This is a genomic window from Cupriavidus plantarum (genome assembly GCF_905397285.1).
GTDB lineage: Bacteria > Pseudomonadota > Gammaproteobacteria > Burkholderiales > Burkholderiaceae > Cupriavidus > Cupriavidus plantarum.
The window spans coordinates 435,844-448,689 of record NZ_CAJPUX010000001.1 but is presented as its reverse complement, the minus strand read 5'-3'; the positions used below and the strand labels follow the sequence as shown (position 1 = coordinate 448,689).

The 12,846-nt window shown below is 64.9% G+C and carries 13 protein-coding genes; 4 read left to right on the top strand and 9 right to left on the bottom strand.

The annotated features are described in order from the left end of the window. Positions 1–25 precede the first annotated feature (25 nt). On the top strand, positions 26–604 hold the full coding sequence (locus KHP16_RS02115) for a DUF2946 family protein (RefSeq protein WP_211959502.1): 579 nt from the start codon (positions 26–28) through the stop codon (positions 602–604). Between the two features lie 15 nt (positions 605–619). On the opposite strand, the gene KHP16_RS02110 is transcribed toward KHP16_RS02115, so the two are convergent. Further along, positions 620–2,479: a beta-barrel assembly-enhancing protease gene (locus KHP16_RS02110; RefSeq protein ID WP_415831171.1), complete on the bottom strand. Its 1,860-nt coding sequence runs from the start codon at positions 2,477–2,479 to the stop codon at positions 620–622. A 253-nt stretch (positions 2,480–2,732) separates the two neighbouring features. On the opposite strand from KHP16_RS02110, the gene moaC reads away from it, so the two are divergent. The 3 genes from moaC to KHP16_RS02095 all read left to right on the top strand — a co-directional run bounded on the left by moaC (position 2,733) and on the right by KHP16_RS02095 (position 4,404). Further along, positions 2,733–3,209, top strand: a complete 477-nt coding sequence (moaC, locus tag KHP16_RS02105) for a cyclic pyranopterin monophosphate synthase MoaC (protein ID WP_109582015.1) — start codon at positions 2,733–2,735, stop codon at positions 3,207–3,209. A gap of 182 nt (positions 3,210–3,391) precedes the next feature. Further along, positions 3,392–3,862, top strand: a complete 471-nt coding sequence (locus KHP16_RS02100) for a hypothetical protein (RefSeq protein WP_211959501.1) — start codon at positions 3,392–3,394, stop codon at positions 3,860–3,862. A gap of 17 nt (positions 3,863–3,879) precedes the next feature. Then, complete coding sequence (locus tag KHP16_RS02095) at positions 3,880–4,404, top strand: YMGG-like glycine zipper-containing protein (RefSeq protein ID WP_109582017.1); 525 nt, start codon at positions 3,880–3,882, stop codon at positions 4,402–4,404. A 147-nt stretch (positions 4,405–4,551) separates the two neighbouring features. Here the strand turns inward: KHP16_RS02095 and KHP16_RS02090 are convergent, their stop codons facing one another. The 8 genes from KHP16_RS02090 to recX form a co-directional block, all read right to left on the bottom strand. Further along, complete coding sequence (locus tag KHP16_RS02090) at positions 4,552–6,495, bottom strand: PglL family O-oligosaccharyltransferase (RefSeq protein ID WP_211959500.1); 1,944 nt, start codon at positions 6,493–6,495, stop codon at positions 4,552–4,554. A gap of 117 nt (positions 6,496–6,612) precedes the next feature. Continuing rightward, complete coding sequence (locus tag KHP16_RS02085) at positions 6,613–7,128, bottom strand: pilin (protein ID WP_208648252.1); 516 nt, start codon at positions 7,126–7,128, stop codon at positions 6,613–6,615. Between the two features lie 279 nt (positions 7,129–7,407). Then, entirely contained in the window at positions 7,408–8,145 is a 738-nt protein-coding gene (locus KHP16_RS28500) for a pilin (RefSeq protein ID WP_280528124.1), read from the bottom strand. A gap of 76 nt (positions 8,146–8,221) precedes the next feature. Continuing rightward, positions 8,222–8,920, bottom strand: a complete 699-nt coding sequence (locus tag KHP16_RS02075; RefSeq protein WP_109582020.1) for a TerC family protein — start codon at positions 8,918–8,920, stop codon at positions 8,222–8,224. Positions 8,921–9,228: 308 nt separating this feature from the next. Next, complete coding sequence (gene sucD / locus KHP16_RS02070) at positions 9,229–10,110, bottom strand: succinate--CoA ligase subunit alpha (protein ID WP_109582021.1); 882 nt, start codon at positions 10,108–10,110, stop codon at positions 9,229–9,231. A 32-nt stretch (positions 10,111–10,142) separates the two neighbouring features. Beyond that, positions 10,143–11,309 (bottom strand): ADP-forming succinate--CoA ligase subunit beta, encoded by a 1,167-nt coding sequence (sucC, locus tag KHP16_RS02065; RefSeq protein WP_109582022.1) that lies wholly within the window; start codon positions 11,307–11,309, stop codon positions 10,143–10,145. 90 nt (positions 11,310–11,399) lie between these two features. After that, on the bottom strand, positions 11,400–11,981 hold the full coding sequence (locus KHP16_RS02060) for a DUF2889 domain-containing protein (RefSeq protein WP_109582023.1): 582 nt from the start codon (positions 11,979–11,981) through the stop codon (positions 11,400–11,402). Positions 11,982–12,371: 390 nt separating this feature from the next. Then, positions 12,372–12,830 carry a recombination regulator RecX gene (gene recX / locus KHP16_RS02055; protein WP_115953768.1) on the bottom strand — a complete coding sequence of 153 codons (459 nt, stop codon included), beginning with the start codon at positions 12,828–12,830 and terminating at the stop codon, positions 12,372–12,374. Between the last annotated feature and the right edge of the window lie 16 nt (positions 12,831–12,846).

Below are 12,846 nucleotides of genomic sequence, written 5' to 3'. Positions count from 1 at the left end.
CGGCATACGACAACAGGAGACGGCGATGGATGACATCGTTAAGCAGGCCATGGCCCGGTGGCCCAACGTGCCGAACTGCTACGGCTGGCTCGCGCTCGACCGGCGCGGCCAATGGCGCATGCGCAACGAGTACGCGCAGCAGCACGGGCTCTCCGGCGATCCGATCCGCCATGCGGCGCTCATCGCGTTCATCGAGCGCAATTACCAGCAGGACAAGGGCGGCGACAACAGCGGCGGCTGGTTCTTTCAGAACGGCCCGCAGCGCGTATTCGTATCGCTCAGTTACACGCCGTGGATCGTGCGCCTGCACGGCGGCGCGCTGCGCACGACCACCGATCGCGCGTTCACGCCTACCGCATGCTTCGCCGACGAGCATGGCAACGTGCTGATGGCCGGCCTGATCGATGGCGAGGAAAAAGAACAGATCGCGCTCCTGCACGATCACGACCTCGATGCGTTCGCGACCACGAGTACGTGGCATGGGGACGCCTGCGGCGCGGCGCTCGGCGTGTTCCATTTCGATGGCAAGGATTTCGAGATCGCCCCGATCGCGGAGGACGAGGTTCCCCAGCGCTTCGGGTTCCGCAAGACGCCCGCGCCCTGAACCGGGCGCCGCCGATCAGTTCGGCATGCCCTTGTTGTCCTGCTTCTCTTCGCGGAACTGGCGCTCGAGCTGATGCAGCCGCGCGTCGACCTCAGACAGCGTGTAGAAATCGCCATCGCCAGCCTTCCGCGCGATCTGAAGTTGTTCGATGGCGGCCTGATACGAGCCATCCATCGCATACTTTTCCGCCAGCGCCTGATGCTGCTGCAGACGCTTGCCCTGCGCCGCATAGGCGCGCGCGAGCAGATCCCACCATTCGCTGCGCGAGGACTCCTCGCGCGTGCGCGACCGGATGAACGTCACCGCGTCGTCGAGCCGCCCCGTGGCCAGCAGCGTGTCGGCATAGTTCAATGCCACCGCATGAGACAGCGGATATGCGCGCAGCGATGCGGAAGCCTGCGTCAGCGCATCCTGGGGCCGCTTCTCCTGCAGCGCGAGCTGGATCGCCATCACGTCGAGCATTGGGCTGCCCGATGCCGCACCGGGAATATTGCCGTACAGGCGCCGCGCCTCCATCAGCGCCTCGTCTGCCTTTTGGTAACGCTGCAGGCGTTGCTCGGCGAACGCCACGCCGTAGTACAGCGCGGGCAGGCGGACCGGCGAGGCCGTGGCCATCTGGTTCTGGAACGTCGTGCGCGAGGCGATCAGGTCCGCGCGATCCTTGTCCTGGATGACGCGTGCCCGCACCCGCGCGAACTCGTATTCGGGCGTATTGCCGACCTTGCGCGCCGCCACGTGGCGGACGCGGTCCTGCATGTCGGCGAGACGCTCGGACGTCAGCGGGTGGGTGCGGACGTAGGCGGGCACCGAACTTTCGGAGATCCCCATCACGCGCTGCAGCCGCGCGAAGAAGTCGGGCATGCCTTGCGGATCGAAGCCCGCCGCCGTCATGATCTGGAAGCCGACGCGATCGGCTTCGCGTTCCGCGCCCCGCGAGAACGACAGCTGGTTAGCGATCGCGGCGCCCTGGCCGCCCATCGCGAGCGCGGCGGCCGCGTCGCCGCTCTTTGTCGCGGCCAGTCCGGCGAGCACCATCGCCGCGAGCGCGATCCACATCGACTGGTCCTGGCTCGTGATGCCGCGCGCGATATGGCGCTGGAGCACGTGACCGATTTCGTGGCCGAGCACCGAGGCGAGTTCCGATTCGGTTTCCGACTGCACGAGCAGGCCCGTGTGCACGCCGATATAGCCGCCGGGCAGCGCGAACGCGTTGATGGTGCGATCGCGCACGCCGAACAGTTCGAATCCCGTGGTGAACGTACCGGCGCCGGCCGCGATGTTCTGCCGGCGCGCGGCTTGCACGAGCCGGTAGCCGAGCGCGTTCAGGTAATCGGACAGCAGCGGATCGGTGATGTAGTCGGGATCGCGGCGGATGTCGCGCATGATGCGGTCGCCGAGCCGCTTCTCCATGTCGGGCGACAGCGAGGCGCTGGCCGGATCGCCGAGATCGGGCAGCTGGATGCCGCCGCTTTCCACCACGGGATTGTTCGTCCGCAGGCCGAATTCCGACTTCTGGCCCGCGCGCACGCTGCGGTTCAGGTTGTCGTAGACCTGATCGCTGGCGTCGCCGCTCAAGGTGGAGGGACTGCCGAGCGAGGCCGATGTTCCTGAGGCGCCCAACGTACCCAACGTACCGGACGTGCCCAACGTGCTGGACGCGGCGGACGTGCTGGACGTGCTGGACGTGGCCGGAGTGCCGTTACCACCCGAAGCGCGCTGCGCGCCTGCCGCGGGGGCGCCCATAGGCAGCGAAGCCTGCGCGAGCCGCCCGGCGGGCGGTGTGCCCAGCGGCGCCTGCGGCCAGGCCGGCGCCGACATCGTCATCACGAGGGCCGCGGCCAGCACGCGGACGCGCAGGCGCGGCGCCGCGCGCATGGCGGGCACGGCGGCGGCAGCGGCATTGGCGCGCACGCCAGCGACAGGGGCAGGATGACCGGAGCGGCAGGCGTCGTCACGCGAGATGTCATCACGCGCGGTAGAACAAGCGCCGCGCCCGGACCATGGGAAATCGGGCATGTTGCTATGATAGCGGCCTGCGCTGCCCGTTCCCATCGGGCAAGCCCTTCCCGCGATTTCCATCGCCGGGTTTTTTTCCCGATCTCACCCGAATTTCGTCTTCCTTCCCGTCATGAGCGAGCTCACACACTTCGACAAGGCCGGCCAGGCGCACATGGTCGACGTCGGCAACAAGGCCAGCACCCATCGCGTGGCGGTCGCCACCGGCACCATCACGATGGAACCGGAAACCTTCGCGCTGGTACGCGACGGCAACGCCCGCAAAGGCGACGTCCTGGGCATCGCCCGCGTCGCGGCGATCATGGCCACCAAGCGCACCTCGGACCTGATCCCCCTCTGCCACCCCATCGGCCTGACCAAGGTCGCCGTAGACTTCGCCCTCGACCCGCCAAGCGCCACCATCGCCTGCATCGTCCGCACCGAAACCCACGGCCAGACCGGCGTGGAAATGGAAGCGCTGACGGGCGTACAGGTCGCCCTGCTGACGATCTACGACATGTGCAAGGCCGTGGACCGCGGCATGGTGATCGGCAACGTAAAGCTGCTGGAAAAACATGGGGGGAAGTCGGGGGATTGGGTCGCCCCCTGACCGCGTTTCGCCCGTCGGTCGAGCGCGAAAGTATCGCTGCCGTGTTATCGCCGCGGTACAAATCCGCACACGCCATTGTCCGCCCCGTAATAAAGGTAACGTCACATTTCGAACGTGCCCGGCGGTCAGCCGCGTGAGGCAAATTGGCGTTAAATACAAGAAACACCTTTGGGGTATCGATCATGAACGGGCGCAAGTTTGGCCTTCTTGTTGTAGCGGTCGCGGCGGCCGTGGCTGCGTTTGCCAGCGGCACCGCGGAGGCGCGCACGCGTGTTGGCGTGGGCGTGTATGTCGGGCCGGGCTGGGGACCCGGATGGGGTCCGGGCTGGGGCCCGGGTTGGGGGCCTGGCTGGGGCTATCCGGCCTACGGGCCGTACTACTACCCCGGTTACTATCCGCCGCCCGCCGTCGTCGCGGTGCCGGCGCAGCCGCCGCAGTATGTCGAGCAGGGCGCCGATGGCAATCCGGTGGAAGCGCCGGCCTCTCCGGAATATGGCAGCCAGTCGTACGGCGGTGCGCCCGCCGCCGGGCAGGATCCGAACCCCAATCAGTTCTGGTATCACTGCACGCGGCCCGAGGGCTATTACCCGTATGTGAAGACCTGCCCGGGCGGCTGGGAGCAGGTGCCCGCGCATCCGCCGGCTGGGTCCTGAGACAGGAGGACGCGATCATGCAAACCCGTTCCATCGTCATCCTTCTGACCGCGACGCTCGCGCTGGGCGCCTGTGCGGTCCTGCCTTCTGGCCCGAGCGTGATGGCGCTCCCGGGCACCGGCAAGAACTTCGATCAGTTCCGCTCGGACGACTACAACTGCCGCCAATACGCCTACGGCCAGGTCGGCGGGACCACCGCGCAGCAGAATGCCAATGCCAGCGCGGTAGGCAGCGCGGCGATCGGTACCGCGCTCGGCGCGGCGGCCGGCGCGGCCTTCGGTGGCGGATCCGGTGCGGCGGTTGGCGCCGGCGTCGGCCTGCTGACGGGCGCCGCGGTCGGCGCGGGCAATTCGTACGAGTCGGGCTACGGCACGCAGCAACGTTACGATTCGGCCTACACGCAATGCATGTACGCGAGCGGCAATCGCGTGCCGGTGTACGGCACGATGGCGTCGCAGATGGCGCCGCGCCGCGCGGCCGCGCCGCCGCCGAACTACCAGCCCTACTATCCGCCGCCTCCGCCACCGGGTTATGTGCGGTGAGTATGTGCGGTGAGCCAGCACGAAAAAAAAGAGCGCACTTCGGTGCGCTCTTTTTTATCGTTCGCCGTGGTACCGGCCTGATGTCTGATCCAACTTCCGACCCAACTTCCGACCCAGATTCAGGCTCAAGCCCGGACCGCTGCCCCGTCACTGCTCCGGCCAACGGCGCGACTTCGCGCGGACCCATGCGCAGAACTCGCGCGGCTGCGCGGCCGCCTGCACGGTGCCGGCTTCCTGTAGTTCTTCGCACGACCGCGCCAGCGCCGCGAATTGCGCGCGCTCGTCGCCCTGGTAGTAGTACCGCAGCCGATCCATCCACAGCCGCGCGCGATCCTGCTCCCCCGTCAGCGCGAACAGCCATGCGGTACGCGCGATGGTCGCGGGCATCGGCAGCAGATGCACCGATGCGATATGCGATGGCAGCAGTGCGCGCGCGTTGTCCGGGGTGATCGTCGCGTCTTCCGCGGTCTGCGCGCGGGCATAGGCATCGAACCAGTACGCGGGGCGCGGCAGCGTATCGCGCGTCCCCTCGGGGGCGTACTCGCGGGCCTGCACGCGGCGATAGTCCTGCCACGTCGTGACGAGCACCACCAGCCCGGCCACGCCGACGACGATGCCTAGCGGCTTCACCCATCGCGCGCTACCCGCGCCGCCCGTTTCGAGCCATCCGAGCAGGAAGCTGAAGGGCAGCAGGAAGTAGAGATAGTGCAGCGGATATTCGAGCATCGAATGCAGGCCGAACATCGCGAGCCACGCGAGAAGCATCACGGTCTGCGCGCGGTCCGCGCTTAGGTCGACACTGAGCTCGACATTAAGGTCGACACTAAGGTCGGCCCTATGTTCCGCGCCATACCCCCGCAGCAATCGGTCGCGAACCACGCGCCACAACCACGCGAGCAAGATCAGCAGCACGCCGGCCGTCCCGACGAGCCCCGTCTTGGCCAGCATGTCGAGCACGGCGTTATGCGCGTGCAGCGCCATTTCGGGCCGTGCGCCCACCTTCGCGAGCAGCTGGAATTCGGCCCAGCCGAATTCGCCGTAGCCGATGCCGAGCCACGGATGCGCGTGGAACATCGCCAAGGCGTGCGCCCACAGCGCATGCCGCCCGCTGAGCTGGCCGCCGGCCTGGATCAGCGCGATGGTGTCAAAGAGCTGCCAGCCGAACGTCTGCCCCGCGGCGCGGATCAGCGGCTGCAGGATCAAGAGCAACGCGGCCATCACGATCGCCATCACCACGAACGCCGTCGGGCGCTGCATCACGTTGGCCGGCCGGTTCCTGCCGCCAGGTTCGCCGCTAGTTCCCCCGCTAGTTCCCCCGCTAGTTCCCCCGCTGGTGCCCCCGCTCGTTCCCTCCCTTTCCCGGCTTGCATGCCGCGCCATTGCGGCCGCGATCAACGCGTAGACCGATGCGATGCCTACGTGAACGACCCCCGTGCGCGAGCCCGACAGCACGATGCCCGTCTCGAGGAGCAGCACCGCTATCAGCCATGCGGGAAACCGCAGTGCGCCCCGCGTGGCCATCCACACGGCCGCCACGAGCGCCAGACCCTGCACGGTCGCCTGATGGTTCGGCTGATTGAGGTTGCCCCAGAGGCGGCGGTTGGCGGAATGGAAATACTCGGACACGAGCCCAAACATCTCGCGCTCGAGGTGGAACACCTGCACCCACTGCGTGAGCGCACCGAGCAGGCCGGCCACGAGGAACGCCAACGCGAGCGCATCGACAATCTCCCCACGCTCGGCGATTGACTTGCCCTGCCCGGTCCACCATGCGGCGGCCATCACGACGGCGGCGAGGCCGAGCATCACCTGCGTCATCAAGCGGGTGCCCGTGACGTCGTCCATGCCGCTTGCCGCCTGCAGCAGCGTCGTGGCTATCAACCACAGCGGCAACGCCGCGATCCATGGGACGAATCTGATTTTGCTTTTAGCGGAGAACGCCAGCACGAGGATCAGCGCGACACCGAGCAGCGCGGCGGCCCATTCACCGTAGAAGGTCGCAAGGGGAAGCGTGTGGCGGGAGACCAGCAGGGGGAAGGCGAAGGCTACGACCAGCGCGGCGGCGGGGAGAGGGGCCCGGGATGGGGACATGAGGCGGGCGGTGGAGGGAAAGGCACCATGATAGCGTGGCACCCAAAGAAAAAGCGCCCGGAGGCGCTTTTTCTCAGCTTAGGCGAGGGAAAGGCTCGCTGTAGGCTTGTCGTCTACTTAACCGTTGCCACCCTGCGCCGGAGCAACGGCACAGCTCGAGGGAGCGTAGGAGTCATTCCAGCCCGAGTTGGTGCCAGCCGTAGTGGCGCATGCCCAAGTGCCCGTTGCCGCCGCGCGAGTCCACGTGATCGTGGCGCCCTGCACAGCATTCGCTGCGGCGCCACCAAGCGTCGCGACGATGGTCGCGTCACCCGCGAGATTGACTTGGGCAATGCCACCGTTACCGTTAATCAAGTTGGAGGCGGTCCGACCAAGATTGCAGAAGCCTGCCGCATTCGATTCCGGATATGCCACCTGCGTACGGCCTTCGTTGATGCAAAGCTCTGCCGCAGTGCGCAGTGCCGACGTTTCACCAATCACTCGGTTCACCTGCGACTTCGCCACATACGATTGATACTGCGGAATCGCGATAGCAGCCAGGATACCGATGATCGCCACAACGATCATCAGTTCGATCAGCGTGAAGCCCTTCTGGGCTTGGCGGCCCAGTTTTTTAAGTTGTACCCGTTGCATAGGAATTGACCCCTCAAAGAGAATTTCGTTACAGGACGATACATCCTGTTGCATGTGATGCAGGGCCAATAATGCAGGGAGTGTGCCAGCCTGAAATCCGTATGTTTCGAGCCGAAAGGTGACAAAGTTTGACAGACGAACGCGCGTATACCGCTGTCAGGAAACAGGATTTGTCACATGACAGTGACGAACCCCGGCAATTTGCCGCAGGCGCGCCTCAACGCGAACGCGGCGCTTCAACGTCGTGAAGCGCCGCATCAATCACTTGACCATAATCGCTCAGCGGACACCACCCTCCTCCGTGGTCGAGCAAGCCCGCGGCAGATATTTCGCCGAAACGGAAGAGCGGCATTCCCACTTCACCGAACCCTTGTCGGCCTCGATCATCGTGAGCGTGACGTCCTTCCCGGCGAGGCCGGAGGAGACGCCGGTGTCCTTGAAGGCGGCGATGATAGTGCAGCCGCCATTCGCCCCGGCGGTGCCGCCGACCTTCACGCTCTTGACGTAGTTGCCCGTGATATCGGTGAACAGCGGAATGCCGTCCGCCGCCGCCGAAGCGTTGTCCGGGCAGGAGCCAGCGTAAGAGTACGACTCGGTGACGCCGACCTTCTGTCCCGATGCCAGACTCAACCCCTCCGCGAATTGGGCGCGGGCGATGTAGTTCTGGTACTGCGGGATCGCAATGCCCGCGAGGATGGCGATGATGGCGACGACGATCATCAGTTCGATCAGCGTGAAGCCACGTTGATGGAAAGATGTCCTGCGCGCGCGGCGGTGGCCCGCGCGCCGGGGAAAGCAGAATGCATGTTGCATGGTTGACCCTTTCAGAATGTTGTTGGAAACACGTTCCGCTTGCCGCGAAACGTGACACATCATCCCCATCGGAAGGGTCCGAACCGTTTGATCCAGCACAAGTGCCGTGAAACGGTCACAGTCTGTTGCAGTCTGCTGTTTTTCCACCGCAAAAAGAAAAGGGGGCGACCCCAGGTCGCCCCCTTCTTCATATCCTCGCGGCACACGCAATGCGACGATTCTGATTCGCTTCAGACTCCCGTTGAAGCCCTCAACCCCATCGCGCCGTGCACCGAAGCCGTCAGGCCGCCTGACGCTGGCCGCGCTTCTGCAGCAGCTTGCCGAGCAGCACCACGAAGGCCGCGCCGATCGCGCCGAACACGAGGTGGGCGTGCGGCACGTTGGCTTCGAACCAGACGTGATCCACCGGATCGCTCACGAGCATTTCGCCGGCGAGGTAGCCGAGCAGCGCGGCGCCCAGCACGATGATGATCGGGAAGCGTTCCATGACCTTCAGCAGGATGGTGCTGCCGAACACGATCAGCGGAATCGACAGGCCCAGGCCCAGCACGAGCAGCATCAGCTGGCTGCCTTCGGGACCCTTCTGCGCGGCGGCCGCCACGGCCACCACGTTGTCCAGCGACATCACGAGGTCGGCGATCAGGATCGTGCGGATCGCGGCCCAGATGTTGTCCTTGGCGTCGTGACCGTCTTCGTCGTCGTCACCGGTCAGCAGCTGCACGCCGATGTAGACCAGCAGGATGGCGCCCACGATCTTCAGGTACGGCAGGGTCAGCAGCTTGACAGCCGCGACGGTCAGGACCACGCGCATGATGATGGCGGCGGCACTGCCCCAGAAAATGGCCTTCTTCTGCTGCGCGGGGGGCAGGTTACGCGATGCGAGCGCGATCACGACCGCGTTGTCGCCCGACAGGACGATGTTGGTCAGGATGATCGAACCCAGCGCGATCCAAAACGCACTGCTGGACAACAATTCCACGGCAAAGCTCCTCGTTAAGCTCGGTGATGCAAACGTTATGAAAATCTTCACCCGCTTTCCAGTCTATGCAGCTGACTGCGGGCTTTCGGATGTCTGAATTTACAGACATGCAGGTTTATCGTACGAACCTTTCGATTCGATTTCAAACCTGTCATGTTGGCCTCGGGACATACCCTGAGACGCAACGCACCAAAATGAACATTGCCCCCGGCATCAGCGCGGGGGCAATGAGAAATACAAATACCACGTCTGCGGCGATCGTGCTGGCATGACCAGCCCGTCACCGCACGACGTGCGGATCCTGCGACTTACAGGATCGACTTCAGCAGACGGCCCATTTCGGACGGGTTCTTGGTGACCTTGATACCGCAGGCTTCCATGATGTCCAGCTTGGCTTGCGCCGTGTCCGCACCGCCCGAGATCAGCGCGCCAGCATGGCCCATACGCTTGCCCGGAGGCGCCGTCACGCCGGCGATGAAGCCAACCACCGGCTTCTTCATGTTGTCCTTGATCCATTGCGCGGCGTTCGCCTCGTCCGGACCACCGATTTCACCGATCATCACCACGGCGTCCGTTTCGGGATCGTCGTTGAACATCTTCATCACGTCGATGTGCTTCAGACCGTTGATCGGGTCGCCACCGATACCGACGGCCGACGACTGGCCCAGACCCAGCGCGGTCAGCTGGCCCACGGCTTCGTACGTCAGCGTGCCCGAGCGCGACACCACGCCGATGCGGCCCTTGCGGTGGATGTGACCGGGCATGATGCCGATCTTGATTTCGTCCGGCGTGATCAGGCCCGGGCAGTTCGGTCCCAGCAGCAGGGTCTTCTTGCCTTGCTTGCGCATCTTGTCCTTGACTTCCATCATGTCGCGGACGGGAATGCCTTCGGTGATGCAGACCACGAGGTCCAGATCGGCGTCAACGGCTTCCCAGATCGCGGCAGCGGCGCCTGCGGGCGGCACGTAGATGACGGACACGGTCGCGCCGGTCTGTGCCTTGGCATCCTTCACGCTTGCGTAGATAGGAATGCCTTCGAAGTCTTCGCCAGCCTTCTTCGGGTTCACACCAGCGACGAAAGCGTTCTTGCCGTTAGCGTAGTCGCGGCAGCCACGGGTGTGGAACTGACCGGTCTTGCCGGTGATGCCCTGCGTGATGACCTTGGTATCTTTGTTGATCAGAATCGACATGCTGTAATCCTTTGCTAGTTGGGCGGACCGGCTTACTTGCCAGCGGCGGCGGCCACGACCTTCTGCGCGGCATCTTCCATCGCGTCGGCCGAGATGATGGGCAGACCCGAGTCGGCCAGCATCTTCTTGCCGATCTCTTCGTTGGTGCCCTTCATGCGGACGACCAGCGGCACGGACAGCGACACGGCCTTCGACGCCGCGATCACGCCTTCGGCGATCACGTCGCAACGCATGATGCCGCCGAAGATGTTGACCAGAATGGCCTTCAGGTTCGGGTTCTTCAGCATCAGCTTGAACGCTTCGGTCACCTTCTCGGTGGTGGCACCGCCGCCCACGTCGAGGAAGTTGGCCGGCTCGCCGCCGAACAGCTTGATGGTGTCCATCGTGGCCATGGCCAGGCCGGCGCCGTTCACCAGGCAGCCGATGTTGCCGTCCAGCGAGATGTACGCGAGGTCGAACTTCGAAGCCTCGATTTCAGCGGCGTCTTCTTCATCCAGATCGCGGTAAGCCACGATTTCCGGGTGACGGAACAGCGCGTTCGAGTCGAAGTTGAACTTGGCGTCCAGCGCGATGACCTTGCCGTCGCCGGTCAGGATCAGCGGGTTGATTTCGGCCAGCGAAGCGTCGGTGTCCCAGAACGCCTTGTACAGGCCTTGCAGCGCCTGGCGGGCTTGCGGAACGCTCGCGTCGGGCACGCCGATCTTGCGGGCGATGTCGTCGGCGTCGGCATCCTTCAGGCCTTCGGCCGGATCGACGATCAGCGTGTGGATCTTCTCGGGGGTGTGGGCTGCCACTTCCTCGATGTCCATGCCGCCTTCGCTCGAGGCCATCAGCGCAACCTTCTGCGACACGCGGTCCACGACCAGGCTGACGTACAGTTCCTTCTTGATGTCAGCGCCTTCTTCGATCAGCAGGCGGTTGACCTTCTTGCCTTCCGGGCCGGTCTGGTGCGTGACCAGTTGCATGCCGAGGATGTTGCTGGCGTAGGTCTTGACGTCGTCGATGCTCTTGGCCACCTTCACGCCACCGCCCTTGCCGCGGCCACCAGCATGGATCTGCGCCTTGACGACCCACACCGGGCCGCCGAGCTGCTCAGCAGCCTTCAGGGCTTCGTCAACCGAGAACGCGGGAATGCCGCGCGGAACCGGCACGTTGTATTTGCGCAGGATTTCCTTGCCTTGATACTCATGGATATTCATGCGTGTTTCCTTTCGGGTAGGCGTAAAAGGGGGAAGAAGGAGAAATTCGTGGGAGACGAACAGCTCTCGCCTGTGGGCCGACCGTGACGGTCAGCCTGAGGTCCGGGGTTTCGGCTGGTAACCATACCAGCGCGGGTAAAACTGCCGAACCACCTCGCCTTCGAAATGCAGCGCGTGGCAGCCGTGAAGCTGGTAAGGCGGTTCGGGGTTGGAATCGTTGGCGCCGTCGTCGCGCGTCTTGAACACGTCGCCGGCAAAGGCCTGAATGGCGGTGGTCGGCAGCACGCCGGCCAGTTCGGTCAGATGGGTACAGCCCTCTACGCTGCCGAGCCGCTCGCGCACCGCCTTGCGGAAGCCGCGCATGAGGTTCAGGCCAATCAGCTTGCGGTAGGCCGGACCGATCGTGTCGCAGTGGGTCGGGTATGGCACCCAGTCGGAACAGGCCTCGGCGTCCACGATGTTCATGCGCAGGTCGATCGTCACACGCAGCCACAGGTCGTGCAGCGGTTCTCCCTGAGGGCGGACGCCCCCTCCGGCCAGCGGAATGTCCCGCGGCTTGGTGTCCGTGAGCCGCGCCTCGATATCCCACAGGCCGTCCTCGCGCAGATACGCCTCGGCCGTGATGGCTCGACGATGACGCAGGGCGCGGTTGACGGGCGGGGAGAGGGGCATGCTGCGAACGGATGCAGGGACCGGCTAGGATCGTGAATCGGGGCGTTACGGCTCTATGGCTCAGGTCGGCGACGGCGCTGGCGGCTTGAAGCCGCGCGGCCGCCGAGGGCCGAAAAACCCAAGGAGTTTAACATGCCGCGAGCCCCGGACCGGGAACATCCTGCTCGGCAGTCTGTCTCGTCACGATTGTTGCACCGTCATCGGCCGGAAACTCAATTGGGGCAACGGTTTGCGGGCGGCACCGACTTTTGGCGCTGCAGTGCGCCACGACAAAAACGCGGGCGAATACACCTGTTGTGCGCGCAGGTATACAACGGTGCCATGCGCGTTTTGAGCAGCATGTCAGACGTCAGTCGTCCGGGATAATGTGCCGGTGGATGGTCGACGGGATTAGTCGTCAATGTCCTCTGCGCCGCGGATGACCTTGCCGATGACCGCGCGCGAGAAACCGCGCGCCATCATGAAGCGGATCTGCTTCGCGCGTGCTTCAGCGGAATCCGGCGGCTCCCCGAACCGCTTGCGCCAGACCTCGCGCGCCCGCTCCACCTCGGTCTCGCGCAGCCGTTCCTGCAGATCCTGAATCTGCTCGGTGCCAAGCTTGTGGGTCTTGGCCTCCTGCAGCACCCGGGCCGCGCCGTAGCGGCTGGCGCGCCGATGGACGAGGCTATCGACGAAGCGCGTGTTGGAGAGCCAGTTCTCGCGCTCGAGGGCATCGAGCAGCGCTTCGACCTCCTCGGCGGACTCGGCATGGGGCGCCAGCTTGCGTGCGAGTTCCACACGGCTGTGCTCGCGCCGCGACAGATATCCGATCGCGCGGGCCTTGAGGGAAAGCGGGGGGCGGGTAATCATGAAGCGCCCTCCCCCG